Here is an 18497-nt window from a genome sequence, read left to right as displayed (position 1 = left end):
GCGCGTTGCAAATCACCCGGTTCCGGGACCGTCCTGCGCGGCAATCTGCTTCAACCTAGACGATACCGCATCGAGTCGGTTTTCAGGGGCAGGATTGTGAAACCTGATGAAATGCCGAGAAAACGGGCGCTATTGTTCGGAATATCTTGAAAGACTTTCCGCGGCCCACCGCGCCATAAACAGGCATAACACACTGTAAATATGGGTTTTTTATCGCTTTCAAGTCCCCCCGGTCAGAATGTCGCAACCTGTGCGCGTCCCACCGCCTTTCGGTTTTCCTTGCGTCGAAGCCGGGCCTGTTTCTAACCTTGTGCAACAGGCAGAAAGACCCGCCCTTTTTCTACGTCGCATCGGAACAGGGCAGCTGAGGGTACAACGGGGTAAGGCGACCGGTTTCAAATATGAAAATCAGGTTTCTTCTGAACGGAGAGGCTGTTGAGATGTCGGAAACGACACCGACGCGCACATTGCTGGACTGGCTGCGCGAGACGCGCGGGCTGAACGGCACCAAAGAGGGCTGCAACGAGGGCGATTGCGGTGCCTGCACGGTGATGGTGACGGATGGGACCGGGGCGCGGGCGCTCAATGCCTGCATCCTGTTCCTGCCGCAGCTGCATGGCAAGGCGGTGCGCACGGTCGAGGGAATTTCCGGGCCCGAGGGCCAGTTGCATCCGGTGCAACAGGCGATGATCGACCATCATGGCAGCCAGTGCGGGTTCTGCACGCCCGGCTTCATCCTGTCGATGGCTGTGGCGCATCTGAACGGCGAGCGCGACCACGCGACAGCGCTGGCGGGCAACCTGTGCCGCTGCACCGGCTATGCCCCGATCCTGCGCGCGGCGCAGGCAGCGGCAGAGCAGCCGGTGCCAGAATGGATGGTGTCGGACGCCGCGTGGCTGACCAAGAATAATAAGGTGCCCGCCCTGCCCGCCAGCCCCGAAAGCGCCGATGCGCTGGCCGATCTTTATGCGGCGCACCCGGAGGCGACGCTGGTGGCCGGGGCCACAGATGTCGGGCTCTGGGTGACCAAGGCGCTGCGCGAGCCGGAGCCGATGATCTTTCTCAACCGCTGCGCTGACCTCCGCGGAGTCGAGATCGGCGAACACGAGGTTCGGGTCGGCGCTATGACCGACATGAATACCTTTGGCGCGGCCATCGAAGCGCTGCATCCGTCTTACGCGCAGATGATCCGGCGCTACGGCTCGACCCAGGTGCGCGGGGCGGCGACGGTGGGGGGCAATATCGCCAATGGCTCGCCGATCGGGGACAACCCGCCGGCGCTGATCGCGCTGGACGCGGTGGTGCATCTGCGGCGCGGGGCAGAGCGGCGGGCGATGCCGTTGGAGGCGTTCTTTATCGCCTATGGCAAGCAAGACCGTCAGCCCGGCGAATTCGTCGAAGCGGTGAGCTTCCCGCGTCAGGACGACCGGCTGAAATGCTATAAGCTGTCGAAACGGTTCGATCAGGACATCTCGGCGCTGTGCGGTTGTTTCAATGTCCGGGTCGAAGATGGGATCGTCACCGCCGCGCGGATTGCCTTTGGCGGCATGGCTGGTGTACCGCAGCGGGCGGCGCATGTGGAAAGCGCGCTGCTGGGGCAACCGTGGGAGGGTGACACGATCCGCATGGCGCAGGCCGGGTTCGACGATGATTTCGCCCCGATGAGCGACATGCGCGCCAGCGCGCGCTATCGTCTGGAAACAGCGCGGGCGATGTTGGAACGGTACTTTGCCGAGGACATGGGCGAGATGGTCTCGGTGCTGGAGGTGTCGGCATGAGCGTGACCAGCCCCCTGCCCCATGACGCCGCGCGCCTGCATGTGACCGGCGCGGCGCGCTATATCGACGACATTCCCACCCCGCGCGATGCGCTGCATCTGGCCTTTGGTCTGAGTCCGGTGGCGCGCGGAAAGATCGAGGCGATGGATCTGGCGGCGGTGCGCGCCGCCCCCGGCGTACTGGCGGTGATGACCGCCGAAGATCTGCCCTTTGCCAATGATGTCTCGCCCTCGGTGCATGACGAGCCCTTGCTGGCGGTCGACCGGGTGAACTATGTCGGCCAACCGGTGTTTCTGGTGGTGGCCGAGAGCCATCTGGCGGCGCGCAAGGCGGCCAAGCTGGGCGATCTTACGATCACCGAAGAGGCCCCGATCCTGACCATTGATCAGGCGCTGGCGGCGGACAGCCGGTTCGAGGGCGGGCCGGTGATCTGGAGCAAGGGCGATGCGGCGACGGCGATCGCCGGGGCGGCGCATGTGGTTGAGGGCGCCTTCGAGATGGGCGGGCAGGAGCATTTCTATCTGGAAGGGCAAGCGGCGCTGGCGCTGCCGCAGGAGGGCGGCGATATGCTGGTCCATTCCTCGACCCAGCACCCGACGGAGATCCAGCACAAGGTGGCCGAGGCGCTGGGGCTGGCGATGCACGCGGTGCGGGTCGAGGTGCGGCGCATGGGTGGCGGCTTTGGCGGCAAGGAAAGCCAGGGCAATGCGCTGGCGGTGTCCTGTGCCATTGCGGCGCGCGCGACCGGGCGGCCTTGCAAGATGCGCTATGACCGCGACGACGACATGGTGATCACCGGCAAGCGCCATGATTTCCGCATCACCTATCGCGCCGGCTTCGATGCCGAGGGCCGGATCGCGGGCGTCGAGTTCGTGCAATACGCCCGCTGTGGCTGGGCGATGGATCTATCCTTGCCGGTGGCGGATCGGGCGATGCTGCATGCCGACAACGCCTATCTGCTGCCCCATGCCCGGATCGAGAGCCACCGGTTGAAGACCAACACCCAGAGCGCCACCGCCTATCGCGGCTTTGGCGGGCCGCAGGGTGTGCTGGGGATCGAGCGGCTGATGGATCATGCCGCGCATCAGCTCGGGATCGAGCCGGTCGAATTGCGTCGGCGCAATTATTATGCAGCCGCCCAAGGGGGCGCTGCCCCCGCTCCTGCGGAGCCCCCCCGGAGTAGTTCCGGCCAGAAAAAAACCGGGCGCGACGCCCTGCCCCAGAGCACGCCCTATGGTCAGGTGATCGAGGATTTCGAGCTGCACGGGATCACCGCGGCCTTGCTGGAGAGCGCGGATTATGACGCGCGCAAGCAGGCGGTGGCGCAGTGGAATAGCGCGCATGGGGCGATCAAGAAGGGGATCGGGTTTTCGCCGGTGAAGTTCGGGATCTCCTTTACCCTGACGCATCTGAATCAGGCCGGGGCCTTGGTGCATGTCTATCAGGATGGATCGGTGCATCTGAACCATGGCGGCACCGAGATGGGACAGGGGCTGTTCCAGAAGGTGGCGCAGGTGGCGGCCAGCCGGTTCGGGATTGGGCTGGGCGCGGTCAAGATCACCGCGACGGACACCGCCAAGGTGCCCAATACCTCCGCCACGGCGGCTTCGTCCGGGTCGGACCTGAACGGGATGGCGGTGAAGGCGGCCTGTGACGAGATCCGCGACCGGATGGCGGCCTATCTGGCCGAGCAGCATCAGACCAGCCGCAAGCAGGTGCGCTTTGTCGATGATCAGGTCGAGGTCGGCGGCGAGGTGCTGAGCTTTGCCGAGGCGGCGGCGCGCTGTTACGAGGGGCGGGTCAGCCTGTCGGCGACCGGGTTCTACAAGACGCCAAAACTGGCCTGGGACCGGCTGAAGGGGACCGGGCGACCGTTCTATTATTTCGCCTATGGCGCGGCGGTCACAGAGGTAGCGGTGGACACCCGCAGCGGCGAATACCGCATTCTGCGCGCCGATATTCTGCATGACGCGGGTGCCAGCCTGAACCCGGCACTGGATATCGGTCAGGTCGAGGGCGGCTATGTGCAGGGCGCGGGCTGGCTGACCACCGAGGAGCTGGTCTGGGATGACGCCGGGCGGCTGCGCACCCATGCGCCGAGCACCTACAAGATCCCGGCGTTTTCCGATCAGCCCGATATCTTTAACGTGGCGCTGTGGGACGGGCGCAACCGGGAGGATACGATCTATCGCTCCAAGGCGGTGGGGGAGCCGCCTTTCATGCTGGGGATCTCGGCCTTTCTGGCGCTGAGCGACGCGGTTGCCTCTTGTGGTGCGGCCTATCCCGATCTGGATGCACCGGCGACGCCAGAGCGGGTTTGGGCGGCGATCCGGGGGATGCGCGATGAGCTTTGATCTGGGCGCGCTGAAATCGGCGGTGGCGCGGCATCAGCGGGTGACGCGGGTGGTGATCGCGGATCTGCGCGGATCGTCCCCGCGCGAGGTCGGGGCGGCGATGCTGGTCTGGCAAGGCGGACAAAGCGGCACCATCGGCGGCGGCGCGCTGGAATTTGCGGCGGCGCAGGCGGCCCGGGATCAGCGCGAGACCCGCCGGTTGACGCGCCACGCGCTGGGGCCGGAGCTGGGCCAATGCTGCGGCGGGGCGGTGAGCCTGTTGAGCGAAATCTACGACGCCAAGGCCGTTGCGGCGCTGGAGGGGGAGGTGATCGCCCGCCCCATTGCGGCGGCAACGGCAATGCCGCTGGCGGTGCGTCGCATCCTTGCCACCGCGCGGGATCGTGGCGTGGGACCGGAGCCGGCGCTGATCGAGGGCTGGATGGCCGAGCCGGTGACACGGTCGGCACGCGATCTTTGGATCTGGGGCGCCGGGCATGTGGGCCGCGCGCTGGTCGATGTATTGTCGCCGCTGCCCGATCTGGCGATCACATGGGTCGATACCGGGCCAGAGCGATTTCCCGAGCGCGTGCCGGAGGCGGTCACGGTGCTGCCTGCCGTCCATCCGGCTGAACTGGTACGCCATGCGCCGGTACGGGCCGAGCATCTGATCGTGACCTATTCCCATGCGCTGGATCTGGAACTGTGCCACCGGCTGTTGTCGCACGGCTTTGGCTTTGCGGGGCTGATCGGATCGGCTACGAAATGGGCACGGTTCCGGTCGCGGTTGCGGGCGCTGGGCCATGCACCGGAGCAGATCGCGCGGATCACCTGCCCGATTGGCGATCCGGGGCTGGGCAAACATCCGCAGCAAATCGCCATTGGCGTGGCAGCGCAGTTGATGCGCCAGACCGCCCAGACGGCACAGACAAAGGAGCGACGTGCGTGAGCCAAGTATTGCTGAGCCTGAACGGGCTGACCAAAGCCTATCCCGGGGTGGTGGCCAATGACGACATCTCGTTCAAGATCGGTGTCGGCGAGGTGCACGCGCTGCTTGGCGAGAACGGCGCCGGGAAATCGACGCTGGTCAAGATGATCTATGGTCTGGTCAAGCCCGACAGCGGCACGATGGAGTTGCGCGGGCAAAGCTATGCGCCGGGGGAGCCCCGCGCGGCGCGGGCCGATGGCATCGCCATGGTGTTTCAGCATTTCTCGCTGTTCGATGCGCTCAACGTGGCGGAAAACATCGCGCTGGGGATGGAGAACCCGCCGCCGATGCGCGATCTGGCCGCACGGATCCGCGAAGTGTCGGAGACCTATGGCCTGCCGCTGGACCCGTTCCGCACGGTGGGGGATCTGTCAGCGGGGGAGCGCCAGCGGGTCGAGATCATTCGCTGTCTGTTGCAGGACCCGAAGCTGTTGATCATGGATGAGCCGACCAGCGTGCTGACACCGCAAGAGGTTCAAATTCTGTTCAAGACGCTGGAAAAGCTGCGCGGCGAAGGCACCTCGATCCTGTATATTTCGCACAAGCTGGAAGAGATCCGCACGCTGTGCGACACCGCGACGATCCTGCGGCTGGGCAAGGTGGTGGGCACCTGCACCCCGCGCGAGACCACGGCGCGCGACATGGCCGAGTTGATGGTGGGCAGTGCGCTGAAGACGCCGGAACGGGCCGGGCGCGCCTTGGGCGAAGTGGCGTTGGACATTTCCGGGTTGTCGGCGCCCTCGCCCTCGGCCTTTGGCACCGCGCTGAAGAATGTGCATCTGACCGTGCAACAGGGCGAAATCGTCGGCATCGGCGGGGTCGCGGGCAACGGGCAAGAGGAATTGCTGGGCGTCCTGTCGGGCGAAATCCTGACCGAGGCGGGCGCGGTCAAGCTGCTGGGCGAGCCGATCGGACGGATGGGACCGGCGGCGCGGCGGGCCCTAGGCCTGCTGACCGCCCCGGAAGAGCGGCTGGGCCATGCCGCCGCCCCCGACATGAGCCTGACCGAGAACGCGCTGTTGACCGGGGCGGTACGGGAAAATCTGGTCAGCAACGGGTTTCTGAAATGGGGCGCGGCGCGGGAATTTGCCGAGCGGATCATCGAGGCGTTTGACGTGCGCACACCGGGACCTGAAAACGCGGCACGGTCGCTGTCGGGCGGGAATTTGCAGAAATTCGTGATCGGGCGCGAGGTCTTGCAGGGCCCGAAGGTCTTGGTGGTGAACCAGCCGACCTGGGGCGTGGATGCGGCGGCCGCGGCGGCGATCCGGCAAGCGCTTCTGGATCTGGCAGCAGAGGGGACCGCGGTGGTCTGCATCAGTCAGGATCTGGATGAATTGATGGAAATCGCCGACCGCTTTGCGGCGTTGAACGAAGGACGGCTGAGTACGCCGCGCTCCACCACCGGGCTGACGGTCGAGGAAATCGGGCTGATGATGGGCGGGGCTCATGGCATGGAGGTGGCGCATGTATAGGCGGCAGGACGCGCTTGCGCCTTTGGCGGGCGCAGGTGGACAACGAAAAAGCACAAGGGGCCGCGCATGATCCGGTTGGAAAAGAGGCCGCAACCGTCGCGCGGCTGGTCGATCGCGACGCCGCTGGTGGCGGTGCTGGCGACAATGCTGTTCGGGGGGCTGCTGTTCGGGGTGCTGGGCACCAACCCGCTGCAGGCGATCGAGACGATTTTCTGGGAACCGCTGTTTGGCGAGTTTGCCTTTTATTACCGCCCGCAACTGCTGGTGAAGGGGGCGCCGCTGGTGCTGATCGCCATCGGCCTGTCGCTGGGGTTCCGCGCCGGTATCTGGAATATCGGGGCCGAGGGACAATATATCATCGGCGCCTTGACCGGCGCGGCGGTCGGTCTGGCGTTTTACCCGCTGGAGGCCTGGTACATCTTTCCGCTGATGGTGATTGCCGGGGCCTTGGGCGGCTGGCTTTGGGCGATGATCCCGGCCTTTCTGAAGGTGCGCTTCGGCACCAACGAAATTCTGGTGTCGCTGATGCTGGTCTATGTCGCCGAGCAGTTTCTGGCCTCGATGTCGCTGGGGCTGTTGAAGAACCCCGAGGGGTTCGGATTTCCCGGTAGCCGCAATCTGCAACAATATGACAGCGCGCATAACGCCGATCTGATCGCCAATACCGGCATGCATTGGGGCGTGGTGGCGGCCTTGATCGCGGTGATCTTTGCCTATGTGCTGTTGAACCGGCACATGCTGGGGTTCCACATCCGTCTGACCGGCGAGGCGCCGCGCGCGGCGCGGTTCGCCGGGGTGCGCCCGTCACGGCTGATCCTGCTGTGTCTGGGGATGTCGGGGGCGCTGGCCGGGCTGGCGGGGATGTTCGAGGTTTCGGGTCCTGCGGGTCAGGTGAGCATTGATTTCAACGTCGGCTATGGGTTTACCGCGATCATCGTGGCGTTTCTGGGCCGGTTGCATCCGGTTGGCATTCTGCTGGCCGGGGGGTTGATGGCGCTGACCTATATCGGCGGCGAGATCGCCCAAGGGCAGTTGGGCCTGCCTGCGGCGGCGATTCAGGTGTTTCAGGGGATGCTGCTGTTCTTCCTGCTGGCGCTGGACCTGCTGACCAATTACCGCATCGCGTTGCAAAAGCCGGAGGTGGCCTGAGATGGATCTGTCCGCAATCAATCCCGTCCTTCTGATCGCCTCGCTGATGGTGGCGGCCACGCCGCTGCTGCTGGCCGCGATCGGAGAGCTGGTGGTGGAAAAGGCCGGTGTTCTGAACCTCGGGGTCGAGGGGATGATGATCGTCGGTGCGATCAGCGGCTTTGCCATCGCGGTCGAGACCGGATCGCCCTGGCTGGGGTTTCTGGCCGCAGCTGTCGGGGGTGCGGCGCTGTCGCTGCTGTTCGTGGTGCTGACGCAGGTCGCGCTGGCCAATCAGGTGGCGAGCGGCTTGGCGCTGACGCTGTTCGGGCTTGGACTGAGTTCGCTGATGGGCCAGAGCTATGTCGGGGTCAAACCGCCGCGGATGGCTGAGCTGCATATCCCGGGGCTGAGCGACATGCCGGTGCTGGGGCCGATCCTGTTCTCGCATGATCCGGTGCTGTATCTTGGCGTGGCGATCATCGCGGCGGTCTGGGCGGTGCTGAAATTCACCCGCGTCGGGCTGATTCTGCGGGCGGTGGGGGAAAACCACGATGCCGCCCATGCGCTCGGCTACAAGGTGGTGCGCATCCGCATTGCGGCGATTGCCTTTGGCGGTGCCTGTGCCGGGCTGGGTGGGGCCTATATCAGCCTGATCCGGGTGCCGCAGTGGACCGAGGGGATGACCGCCGGTGTCGGCTGGATCGCGCTGGCGCTGGTGGTCTTCGCCAGCTGGAAGCCCTGGCGGGTCTTGCTGGGTGCCTATCTTTTCGGCGGCGTCACGGTCGTGCAGCTCAATCTGCAGGCGGCTGGCGTTGCCATTCCGGTCGAGTATCTGGCAATGTCGCCCTATCTGGTGACGATCCTCGTGCTCGTAATCCTCTCCGCCGACAAAAGCAGCGCGCCTGCTGCGCTCGGCCGTATTTTCCATGCCTCGCATTAGGGGCGCATGATATCCAACAGGGGGACCCTGAATGAAACTGACTTCTCTTCTTGCCAGCGCCGCGATGGTGCTGGGCCTGGCCACCGGAGCGGTGGCACAGGACAAAACCAAGATCGGCTTTGTCTATGTCGGACCGGTCGGTGACGGCGGCTGGACCTATGAGCACAACCAAGGCCGCAAGGCGGTCGAGGCCGAGTTCGGCGACAAGGTCGAAACCGTCTTTGTCGAGAACGTGGCCGAGGGCCCGGATTCGGAGCGGGTGATGACGCAGATGGCGCTGAACGGTGCCGATCTGATCTTTACCACCTCGTTCGGCTACATGGACCCGACCATCAACGTGGCCAAGAAATTCCCGAACATCAAGTTCGAGCATGCCACCGGCTACAAGACGGCGCCGAACGTGTCGGTCTATTCCGCCCGCTTCTATGAGGGGCGCGCGGTGCAGGGCACCATCGCCGGGCGCATGACCAAATCCAACATCGTGGGCTATATCGGGTCCTATCCGATCCCCGAAGTGATCCGCGGCATCAACTCGGCCTATATCCACGCCAAGAAGGTAAACCCGGACGTCCAGTTCAAGATCGTCTGGGCCTTTACCTGGTTTGATCCGGCGAAAGAAGCCGACGCGGCCAAGGTGCTGATCGAACAGGGCGCCGACGTGATCCTGCAGCACACCGATTCCACCGCGCCGCAGGCGGCCGCCAAGAACGCCGGCAACGTGATCACCTTTGGTCAAGCGTCTGACATGGCCGAATACGCGCCGTCGCCGCGCGTCAGCTCGATCATCGACAACTGGGCGCCCTATTACATCGCCCGCACCAAGGCAGTGATGGACGGCACATGGGAAACCGTGAACACATGGGACGGCATCGGTGCCGGCATGGTCAAGATCGGCGAGATTTCGTCCGCCGTGCCTGAGGATGTGAAAGCCGAGGCGCTGGCGCTGAAAGCGTCGATTGCATCGGGCGAATACCATCCCTTTACCGGCCCGCTGAACAAGCAGGACGGCACCCCGTGGCTGGCCGAGGGCGAGGTCGCCGATGACGGCACGCTGGCGGGCATGAATTTCTATGTCGAAGGTCTCGACGGCGAAATTCCGCAGTAAGCTCTGCACGCGTGAAACGATCCAGAGGCCCCGGTGCACGCCGGGGCCTTTTTCGTTTGCCGCTTTTGGTGATCGCTTTCGGTTTGCCGTTTTCGGCGCTGGCGCGGTCGAAACAGGGCTTTCCCATTGCCGCGCCCCGTGCCAGTTTCGCCCCATGACAGATACTCAGACACAGACAGATATCGTGATCATCGGCGGCGGGATCGCCGGGATCTCGGCCGGGGCGCGGCTGGCGCCGCATGCGCGGGTGACCGTGCTGGAGGCAGAACAGGCCATCGGCTATCACGCCTCCGGTCGCTCGGCGGCGCTGTATGAGGCCAGCTATGGCATGCCCTCGACCGTGGCGCTGGCGCGGGCGAGCGCCGATTTCTACCTACGCGAGAGTGATTATCTCAGCCCGCGCGGGCTGATGCTGGCGGGTCTGGCCGGGCAGGAAGACGCCTTTGCCAAGGATCTGGCCGAGATGGGGATGGATCAGATCAGCCCGGAAGAGGCGTGCAAATTGGTGCCGATCCTGAACCCGGAGCGCGCGGTTCTTCTGGGGTATCATTCCGACGCTTGGGATATCGACACCGACCGGCTGTTGCAGGATTTCGCCCGCACCATCCGCACCAATGGCGGGCAGGTGCTGACCAAATCGCCGGTCAGCGCGATCACGCGCGGGGCGCGTTGGCTGGTGAGCACGCCACAGGGGGTGATCGAGGCCGACCTGCTGGTCAATGCCGCCGGAGCTTGGGCCGACGAGGTCGCCGGTCTGGCCGGGGTTGCCCCGATCAAGATCACGCCGATGCGCCGCTCGATGGCCCGTGTGGCCGCACCCGACGGCCATGATCCGGCGCGCTGGCCGATGGTTTTTGGCGTCAACGAGAGCTGGTACATGAAGCCCGACGCCGGGGCGCTGCTTGTCTCGCCCGCCGAGGAAGACCCGACCACGCCGCATGATGCCTGGGCCGAGGATATGACGCTGGCCGAGGGCATCGCGCGTTATGAAGAGGTGGTGCGCGAACCGGTCACGCGGATGATCTCGAACTGGGCCGGGCTGCGCAGCTTTGCCCCCGACCGCAATCTGGTGATCGGGCATGATCCGGTCGCGCCCGGCTTTTTCTGGCTGGCCGGACAGGGCGGCTATGGCTTTCTCACCTGCCCCGCCGTCAGCCAGTTGGCCGCCGATCTGATCCTGGGACGCGCGCCGGTGATGGATGGCGCGACCTGCGCCCAGCTTTCGCCCGAAAGATTCGCCCGATGACCAATCGTCTGACCCTGCCCGATAGCGCCAGCATCGCCAACAAGACCGAGGGCGACAAACTGGTCGCGCCCTCGGCCGAGCGCAATTGCGCGGCGCTGTGCGATCTGCTGGATCAGGTGGCGCCACAGCAAGGCCGCGCGCTGGAGATCGCCAGCGGCACCGGCCAACACGTGGTGGCCTTTGCCGCGCGCCTCCCCGGGCTGCATTGGCAGCCAAGCGATCCCGACCCGGCCCGGCGCGCCAGTATCGACGCCTATGCGGGGGAAAGCGGTTGCGGCAATCTCTCGCCCGCGCGGGATCTGGATGCCAGCCGTCCCGGCTGGGCAGCGGACCTGTCCGGGCAGGATCTGATCACGCTGTCGAATCTGTTGCACCTGATCCCGATGGCTTGGGTCGAGGTCCTGATCACAGAGGCCGCACAGGCGCTGGCGCCGCGCGGGCGGCTGGTGCTTTATGGCCCCTTCATGCGAGCGGGCGAATTGACCAGCGCCGGCGACGCATCGTTTCACGCCAGCCTGACGGCGCAGGATTCGCGGCTTGGTTACAAGGATGATTTCGATGTGATCGATCTGATCCACCGGGCCGGGTTGGAGCTGATCGAGGCGGTCGAAATGCCTGCGAACAACCTTGCCCTGATTGCGCAAAAGCCCGCTTTCTGATCAGGATCAATGCCGTTTCCTGCGGCGCGTGGTCAATGGCCGCGAACCCGAAATGTGAAAGGCCTCATAATGAGCTGGAAAGAAAAGCTGAACCTGACCCGCAACAGCCTGCGCAACCTGAACCGCGCAAACCCCGAAGCCACGCGCGGCTTTGGCACCCTGACCAAGGCGGTGAAGGAAAGCGGTGTTCTGGATCTGAAAACCAAGGAATTCGTCGCCCTTGGCATCGCCGTGGCGGAACGCTGCGAATCCTGCATCGGGCTGCATATTGAGGCGCTGATCAAGGCTGGTGCCAGCCGCGAAGAGGTGGCCGATGTGCTGGGCATGTGCGTCCAGATGGGCGGCGGCCCGGCCATGATGTATGCTGCCAAGGCGCTGGAGTGTTTCGACGAGTTGAGCGCAGAATAATCATTCGCAAGGGAGCGGTTGATCGCCCCTGTTTCGGGCGCTGCCGCGCCTGAGGCCTCCGGCGGGGATATTTCAGGTGAAAGGAAGCAAGGGTTTTTTAATCTTGCCGCGGCAGGATTGCCCTGCGGTACAGGCGGGGACGCCGATGGCCGTGTGAGAGGAAGAGGGTGACCCCTTTTTCGGGGAGGGTGCAGAGCGTGCCCTCCCTTTTCCTTTCACGCCAAATATCCCCGCCGGAGGCACCGGGCCGCGCGACGTCGCGGCCTCGGTCCATGTTCTTCAGCCGTCCTTGCGGATCGTCTCGTTCTTCGGGTCATAGGGGCTGTCCACAACCACCTCGGCATCCCAGAGATCGTTGAACATCCGAACCTTCAGCCGGGTGCCGGGCACCGCGAGGTCAGGTTTGACGTAGCCCATGCCGATGGATTTTCCGAACGCCACGGAATAGCCGCCGGAGGTGAGCCGCCCGACCTTTTCGCCATCAAGGTAAAGCGCCTCGCGGCCCCAGGGATCGGCATCCTCGGGGCCGTCGATCAACAGGGTGCAGCATTTGGAGCGGATGCCCTTTTCCTGCATCTCCGGTTTGCCGTGAAACTCCTTTGACAGGTCGACGAAACGTGGCAAATCGGCCTCCAACGGGGTAGCATCGCGGCCCAGTTCGGTGCCAAAGGCGCGATAGCTTTTTTCCTGACGCAGCCAGTTCTGGGCGCGGGCCCCGACCGGTTTCATGCCGTGTTTGGCGCCGGCCTGCATCAGCTGATCCCAAAGATAGCGCTGCATCTCGATCGGGTGATGCAGCTCCCAGCCCAACTCGCCGGTATAGGCGACGCGGATGGCGCGCACCGGGCACATGCCCAGTTCGATATTACGCATCGACAGCCAAGGGAACCGTTTGTTCGACAGCACGGTCGCAGGATCGGCATCCTTGACGATTTCGTTCAGCACGTCGCGGGATTTCGGCCCGGCGATGGCCAGAACGCCCCATTGGCTGGTGACATCCTGAATCTCGATATAGCCGAATTCGCCCGCCTTCTCCTCGGCCGCCTTGCGCAGGTAATCCGCGTCATAGGCGCTCCAGGCACCGGCGGAGACGAGGTAGTATTCATCCTCGCCCAGCCGCACGATGGTGTATTCGGTGCGGGTGGTGCCGGCCGCGGTCAACGCATAGGTCAGGTTGATGCGCCCCACCTTGGGCAGCTTGTTGCAGGTGAACCAATCCAGAAATTGCGTGGCGCCGGGGCCTTTGACCACGTGTTTGGTAAAAGCGGTGGCGTCGATCAGACCCACCCCCTCGCGGATCGCGCGCGCCTCATCCACCGCGTATTGCCACCAGCCGCCACGGCGGAAACTGCGGGCATCGTGATCGTCAAACCCTTGTGGCGCATAGTAGTTCGGGCGTTCCCAGCCGTTCACGCAACCGAATTGCGCGCCCAGCGCCTGTTGCCGGTCATAGGCGGGGTCGGTGCGCAGGGGCCGCGCGGCGGGGCGTTCTTCGTCCGGGTGATGCAGGATAAAGACATGCTCATAACATTCTTCGTTCTTCTTCACCGCATACTCGGTGGTCATCCACGACCCGTAGCGTTTGGGGTCAAGCGCGGCCATGTCGATCTCGGCTTCGCCCTCGACCATCATCTGGGCAAGGTAATAGCCGGTGCCGCCCGCCGCCGTGATGCCAAAGGAAAAGCCTTCGGCCAGCCACATGTTGCGCAGACCCGGCGCCGGGCCGACCAGCGGGTTGCCGTCAGGGGTATAGCAGATCGGGCCGTTGAAATCGTCCTTGAGCCCAACGGATTCCGACGACGGGATGCGGTGGATGAAGGACATGTATTCGGCCTCGATCCGGTCCAGATCGAGCGGGAAGAGATCGGCGCGAAACGAGTCGGGTACGCCATAGGCAAAGCGCGCTGGGGCGTTGCGCTCATACGGCCCAAGGATCCAGCCGCCGCGTTCCTCTCGCACATACCAGAGCGCATCCGCGTCGCGCAGCACCGGGTGTTCGCCGTGGGTCTTGCGATAGTCCACCAGCGCGGGATCGGGTTCGGTGACGATGAACTGATGCTCGACCGGGATGGCAGGAATCTTGATGCCCAGCAGGGCCGCCGTGCGCTGCGCGTGGTTGCCGGTGGCGGTGACCACATGTTCGGCTGTGATCACGGCGGTCTCGTCCGAGGCCACCAGATTGCCACCCTTTTCGACCATCTTGGTGACGCTGACCTTCCACTCCGCACCGGTCCATTCATAGCCGTCGACCTGCCAGCGGCGGACAATCTCGACCCCGCGCTGGCGCGCGCCCTTGGCCATCGCCTGGGTCACGTCGGCGGGGTTGATATAGCCGTCAGTGGGGTGAAACAGCGCGCCTTGCAGATCCTCGGTGCGCACCAGTGGCCAACGCTCCCGAATCTGGGCCGGGCTCAAAAACTCGTAGGGGATACCCAGCGTTTCGGCGGTGGAGGCATAGAGCATATATTCATCCATCCGCTCCTGACATTGCGCCATGCGCAGGTTGCCGACCACGGCGAACCCGGGATTGAGGCCGGTTTCCTCCTCCAGCGTCTTGTAGAACTTGACCGAGTAGTCGTGGATATGGCCGGTGGCATAGCCCATGTTGAACAGCGGCAGCAGACCGGCCGCGTGCCAGGTCGAGCCGCTGGTCAGTTCGTCGCGCTCCAACAGCATCACGTCGCTCCAACCGGCGCGGGCAAGGTGATAGGCGATCGAGGCGCCGACGGCACCGCCGCCGACGACCAGGGCTTTGACATGGGTCTTCATGAATCCGCTCTCCGGGTGACTGAGTCTGTTTCCCCAGAGTTATGGCATGCCCGGTGGCCAGTCTCGGGGATCATCCGACCGAAATCCCTCCAAAACCGACCTCGGCGTCACTCAGCGGGCACTGCGCGACATTTCTTGCCGCGTTCGCCCCCAAATTGCGCCCGACCTATGGGCAAAACGCCCGGACCGCGCCGCGCGCACGTCTTCCTTCGCGCTTCTTCTTGGTCAAAATACTCCCGCCGGAGGCTCCCGCAGTCGCGGCTGACCTGCCCCTGCGAAGGGCGCGCAACCTCGCCCCGTCGTTGGCGCCCCCCCCTGTGAGGGCGCCAAGCCCAGATCAGATGATCTTGCCCGGGTTCATGATATTGTCAGGATCGAGCGCCGATTTGATCGCGGCCATGTATTTCATCGCCGGGCCAAGCTCCTTGAGCAGATAGGGGCGCTTGCCCTGCCCGATACCGTGTTCGCCGGTGCAGGTGCCGTCCATCGAGATCGCCAGATCGTTCAGCCAGCCGACGAATTCCTCGGCCTTGGCGATCTCTTCGGGGTTGTCCATGTCGATCAGCGGCAGGCAGTGGAAATTGCCGTCGCCGACATGGCCGACGATGGGGGAAATCAGCCCCATCTCTTCGGCCTTGTCCGCCGCGGCGGTGACACATTCCGCCAGTTTCGAGATCGGCACGCAGATATCGGTCGACAGCCCCTTGGCGCCGGGACGCAGCCCATGGCTGGCCCAATACATGTCATGGCGGGCCTGCCACAGTTTGTTGCGCTCTTCGGTGCTGGTGGTGGCGGCGAAATCGCTGCCGCCGAACTCCTCGGCGATGGTGCCAAAGGTTTCGGCCTGTTCCACCACGCCGCGCTCCGAGCCGTGAAATTCCAGCAGCAGCAGCGGCGTTTCCGGCAGGTCGAGCTTGGAATAGACATTGGCGGCGCTGACGCTGAGCGCGTCCAGAAGTTCGATCCGGGCGACCGGGATGCCGTATTGGATCGTCATCATCACCGCCTGACAGGCGGCGTCGATGCTGGGAAACGAGCAGCGCGCCGAGGAGATCGCCTCGGGGATGCCTTGCAGGCGCAGCGTCACCTCGGTGATCAGGCCAAGCGTGCCCTCGGCCCCGACCATCAGGCGGGTGAGGTCATAGCCGGCCGAGCTTTTCTTGGCCCGCTGCGCGGTGCGGATGATTTCCCCATCAGGCATCACCACCTGCAGCGCGAGGACGTTGTCCTTCATGGTGCCATAACGCACCGCATTGGTGCCCGAGGCGCGGGTCGAGGCCATGCCGCCAAGCGAGGCATTGGCACCGGGATCAATGGGAAAGAACAGGCCTTGGTCGCGCAGATGGGTATTCAGATCTTCGCGCGTGACGCCGGGCTGCACGACGCAGTCAAGATCGCTGGCATGCACGGCTAGGATCTTGTTCATCTGCATCAGGTCGACCGAGATGCCACCAGCGGGGGCGTTCACATGCCCCTCAAGCGAGGTGCCAGTGCCGAAGGGGATCACCGGGACCTTGTGCAGGGCACAGGTTTTGACGATCTCGGAGACCTCTTCGGCGCTGTGGGGAAAGACCACGGCATCGGGCAGCTGATTCTCGATATAGGTCGTGGTGTGGCCGTGCTGTTCGCGGATCGACGCTCCGGTCTGGCAGCGATCTCCGAAGCGCTGCTTGAGAATGCCCACAACGGTTTCTATTCCGGTTTCATTGCGCGGCAGCGCTGTGGCCTGGACCATGCTCGGCTCCTTTTCGGGGTAGGTCGTTATCGATAATTCGCGCCAGACCCTGCCCCATCCACCCGGCAGGGGCAAGATGGGGCGCGCGGTTCAGCCGCCCAGCGCGATCCCCTCGCGGCGCGGATCGGCACCGCCCTGCAAGGTCTCGCCAATCGCGATGGCATGCAGGCCGGAATTCAGGTCACGCGCCTTGACCTCATAGCCCAGCGCCTCGAGCGGGGCGAACAGCGCCTCGGCCTGCGTTCCGGCCTCAAGGTCATAGGTGCCGAACCGGTTGACCGCATGGGGCAGCGCCACCGCCTGCTGCACATCAAGCCCCCAGTCGAGCCAGGCGATCACCACCTGCGCCACATAGCCGATGATGCGGCTGCCACCGGGGGAGCCGAGAACAAGCACCGGACGGCCGTCCTTCATCACGATGGTGGGCGCCATCGAGGAGCGCGGGCGCTTGCCCGGTTCCACCCGGTTGGCGATGGGCACCCCGTCGCGATGGCTGCGAAAGGAGAAATCGGTAAGTTCGTTGTTAAGCAGAAACCCCCGCACCATCAGCCGCGAGCCAAAGGCGTTTTCGATGGTGGTGGTCATCGACAGGGCGTTGCCGTAGCGGTCCACGATCGAGATATGCGAGGTCGAGGGAAACTCGATCGCCTCATCATCGGCCAAGTTCAGCGCGTGATCGAACGCTGGCTGGCCCGGGGCGACTTCGGGCAGCGCGTCATCGCCGGAAAGCAGGCTGGAACGGGCGCGCAGATAGGCCGGATCAAGCAACCCCTTGCTCGGCACCGGGGTGAAATCGCTGTCGGCGATGTAGCGGCCCCGATCCGCAAAGGCGAGCCGGGAGGCATCGCCGATCAAGCGCCACGCCTCCGGGCTTTGCGGGCCGGGCAGATCGTGGGTTTCCAGCATGCCAAGGATCTGACCGAGGGTGAGCGCCCCGGAGGACGGCGGCCCCATGCCGCAGACCTCATGCGCGCGGTAGGAGACGCAAACCGGCGGGCGTTCGCGGACCTGATACAGCGCCAGATCGATCTGCGACAACACGCCGGGATTGCCCGACGCCCCCTGCACCGTTTGCACGATATCCGCCGCGATGGGGCCGGTATAAAAGGCGTCCACCCCGGTGGCTGCCAGTTGGCGCAGGGTATCGCCGTAGGCGGGGTTTTTCAGCAGCTGTCCTTCGGCCAGCGGCTTGCCACCGGGCAGAAAATAGGCGGCTGTGCCCGGAAACCGCGCCAGCCGCTCGGCATCCCCGGCGACCAGCTCGGCCAGACGCGGCGAGACCGGAAAGCCCTGTTCGGCCAAGGTGATGGCATCTTGAAACAGCGCGGGCCAAGGCGTGCGCCCCCAGCGGCGATGCGCCTCGGCCAGCAGCGCGGGGGTACCCGGCGTACCGACCGAGCGACCCCCAACCACCGCGTCGTAGAAGGTGAGCGGTTCGCCAGCGGCGTCCTGAAACAGCGTCGGGCGCGCGGCAAGGGGGGCGGTTTCGCGCCCGTCAAGCGTGCTCAGCGCGCCTGTTGCCGCATCGTACCAGACCAGAAAGGCCCCGCCACCCAAACCGGAGCTTTGCGGTTCGACCAGCCCCAGCACGGTTTGCACCGCGACCATGGCATCGGCGGCGCTACCCCCGTCGCGCAGGATCGCCGCCCCGGCCTCGGCCGCATAAGGGTTGGCGGCGGCGATCATCCAGGTTTCGGCGGTGACCGGGCGGCCCGCCTGTTTTTCCGCGAGAGATGCGGCAACAGCAGCAGAGGTTGCAATGATCGCCCCGCCGGTCGCCGCTTCTGGCGCGACGGCATCGGTGGTTTGCTGGGCCGCAAGCGGCGCGGACAGGGCCAAGCAGGCCCCGATGACGATCATGATCCGGCGCATCTGGTCTTTCCCCGTGGACAAATCAGGGGAAGTGTAGCGGATTGCTGATGAAACGATA

The 18497-nt window shown here is 64.8% G+C and carries 13 protein-coding genes; 10 read left to right on the top strand and 3 right to left on the bottom strand.

The genetic code is table 11. From position 1 onward, the window contains the following. Positions 1 to 401 precede the first annotated feature (401 nt). From xdhA to E1B25_RS11180, 10 genes are all read left to right on the top strand, one after another. On the top strand, positions 402 to 1778 hold the full coding sequence (gene xdhA, locus E1B25_RS11225; protein ID WP_132829307.1) for a xanthine dehydrogenase small subunit: 1377 nt from the start codon (positions 402 to 404) through the stop codon (positions 1776 to 1778). After that, a complete protein-coding gene (gene xdhB / locus E1B25_RS11220; protein ID WP_132829305.1) occupies positions 1775 to 4132 on the top strand; it encodes a xanthine dehydrogenase molybdopterin binding subunit in 2358 nt (785 codons plus the stop codon). The genes xdhA and xdhB overlap by 4 nt, the downstream gene beginning before the upstream one ends. Then, complete coding sequence (gene xdhC, locus E1B25_RS11215) at positions 4122 to 5060, top strand: xanthine dehydrogenase accessory protein XdhC (protein ID WP_132829304.1); 939 nt, start codon at positions 4122 to 4124, stop codon at positions 5058 to 5060. The genes xdhB and xdhC overlap by 11 nt, the downstream gene beginning before the upstream one ends. Then, positions 5057 to 6574 carry an ABC transporter ATP-binding protein gene (locus tag E1B25_RS11210; protein ID WP_132829302.1) on the top strand — a complete coding sequence of 506 codons (1518 nt, stop codon included), beginning with the start codon at positions 5057 to 5059 and terminating at the stop codon, positions 6572 to 6574. The genes xdhC and E1B25_RS11210 overlap by 4 nt, the downstream gene beginning before the upstream one ends. A gap of 66 nt (positions 6575 to 6640) precedes the next feature. Then, entirely contained in the window at positions 6641 to 7723 is a 1083-nt protein-coding gene (locus E1B25_RS11205; protein WP_132829300.1) for an ABC transporter permease, read from the top strand. A 1-nt stretch (position 7724) separates the two neighbouring features. After that, a complete protein-coding gene (locus tag E1B25_RS11200; RefSeq protein WP_132829298.1) occupies positions 7725 to 8645 on the top strand; it encodes an ABC transporter permease in 921 nt (306 codons plus the stop codon). Between the two features lie 31 nt (positions 8646 to 8676). Next, positions 8677 to 9750 (top strand): BMP family ABC transporter substrate-binding protein, encoded by a 1074-nt coding sequence (locus E1B25_RS11195; RefSeq protein WP_132829296.1) that lies wholly within the window; start codon positions 8677 to 8679, stop codon positions 9748 to 9750. Between the two features lie 154 nt (positions 9751 to 9904). After that, positions 9905 to 10996 carry an NAD(P)/FAD-dependent oxidoreductase gene (locus E1B25_RS11190; RefSeq protein ID WP_132829295.1) on the top strand — a complete coding sequence of 364 codons (1092 nt, stop codon included), beginning with the start codon at positions 9905 to 9907 and terminating at the stop codon, positions 10994 to 10996. Continuing rightward, complete coding sequence (locus E1B25_RS11185; RefSeq protein WP_132829293.1) at positions 10993 to 11655, top strand: DUF938 domain-containing protein; 663 nt, start codon at positions 10993 to 10995, stop codon at positions 11653 to 11655. Before E1B25_RS11190 ends, E1B25_RS11185 begins: the two co-directional genes overlap by 4 nt. Positions 11656 to 11724: 69 nt before the next feature. Further along, entirely contained in the window at positions 11725 to 12063 is a 339-nt protein-coding gene (locus E1B25_RS11180) for a carboxymuconolactone decarboxylase family protein (protein WP_132829291.1), read from the top strand. Positions 12064 to 12342: 279 nt separating this feature from the next. Here the strand turns inward: E1B25_RS11180 and E1B25_RS11175 are convergent, their stop codons facing one another. From E1B25_RS11175 to ggt, 3 genes are all read right to left on the bottom strand, one after another. Continuing rightward, the gene (locus E1B25_RS11175) at positions 12343 to 14832 is read right to left on the bottom strand and encodes a GcvT family protein (RefSeq protein WP_132829290.1); all 2490 of its coding nucleotides are present in this window, start codon (positions 14830 to 14832) and stop codon (positions 12343 to 12345) included. 337 nt (positions 14833 to 15169) lie between these two features. After that, positions 15170 to 16567: an FAD-binding oxidoreductase gene (locus E1B25_RS11170; RefSeq protein ID WP_132829289.1), complete on the bottom strand. Its 1398-nt coding sequence runs from the start codon at positions 16565 to 16567 to the stop codon at positions 15170 to 15172. A gap of 90 nt (positions 16568 to 16657) precedes the next feature. Next, positions 16658 to 18439, bottom strand: coding sequence for a gamma-glutamyltransferase (gene ggt, locus E1B25_RS11165; protein ID WP_132829287.1), 1782 nt, complete (start codon positions 18437 to 18439; stop codon positions 16658 to 16660). Positions 18440 to 18497 lie beyond the last annotated feature (58 nt).

Source organism: Antarcticimicrobium sediminis (genome assembly GCF_004348975.1).
Lineage (GTDB): Bacteria > Pseudomonadota > Alphaproteobacteria > Rhodobacterales > Rhodobacteraceae > Antarcticimicrobium > Antarcticimicrobium sediminis.
This window is presented reverse-complemented; position numbering and strand designations above follow the sequence as displayed.

Excerpts from the sequence above, each read along its gene's own strand:
- xdhA (WP_132829307.1), top strand. The coding sequence starts at position 402 with ATGAAAATCAGGTTTCTTCTGAACGGAGAGGCTGTTGAGATGTCGGAA.
- xdhB (WP_132829305.1), top strand. The coding sequence starts at position 1,775 with ATGAGCGTGACCAGCCCCCTGCCCCATGACGCCGCGCGCCTGCATGTG.
- xdhC (WP_132829304.1), top strand. The coding sequence starts at position 4,122 with ATGAGCTTTGATCTGGGCGCGCTGAAATCGGCGGTGGCGCGGCATCAG.
- E1B25_RS11205 (WP_132829300.1), top strand. The coding sequence starts at position 6,641 with ATGATCCGGTTGGAAAAGAGGCCGCAACCGTCGCGCGGCTGGTCGATC.
- E1B25_RS11200 (WP_132829298.1), top strand. The coding sequence starts at position 7,725 with ATGGATCTGTCCGCAATCAATCCCGTCCTTCTGATCGCCTCGCTGATG.
- E1B25_RS11195 (WP_132829296.1), top strand. The coding sequence starts at position 8,677 with ATGAAACTGACTTCTCTTCTTGCCAGCGCCGCGATGGTGCTGGGCCTG.
- E1B25_RS11190 (WP_132829295.1), top strand. The coding sequence starts at position 9,905 with ATGACAGATACTCAGACACAGACAGATATCGTGATCATCGGCGGCGGG.
- E1B25_RS11185 (WP_132829293.1), top strand. The coding sequence starts at position 10,993 with ATGACCAATCGTCTGACCCTGCCCGATAGCGCCAGCATCGCCAACAAG.
- E1B25_RS11180 (WP_132829291.1), top strand. The coding sequence starts at position 11,725 with ATGAGCTGGAAAGAAAAGCTGAACCTGACCCGCAACAGCCTGCGCAAC.
- E1B25_RS11175 (WP_132829290.1), bottom strand. The coding sequence starts at position 14,832 with ATGAAGACCCATGTCAAAGCCCTGGTCGTCGGCGGCGGTGCCGTCGGC.
- E1B25_RS11170 (WP_132829289.1), bottom strand. The coding sequence starts at position 16,567 with ATGGTCCAGGCCACAGCGCTGCCGCGCAATGAAACCGGAATAGAAACC.
- ggt (WP_132829287.1), bottom strand. The coding sequence starts at position 18,439 with ATGCGCCGGATCATGATCGTCATCGGGGCCTGCTTGGCCCTGTCCGCG.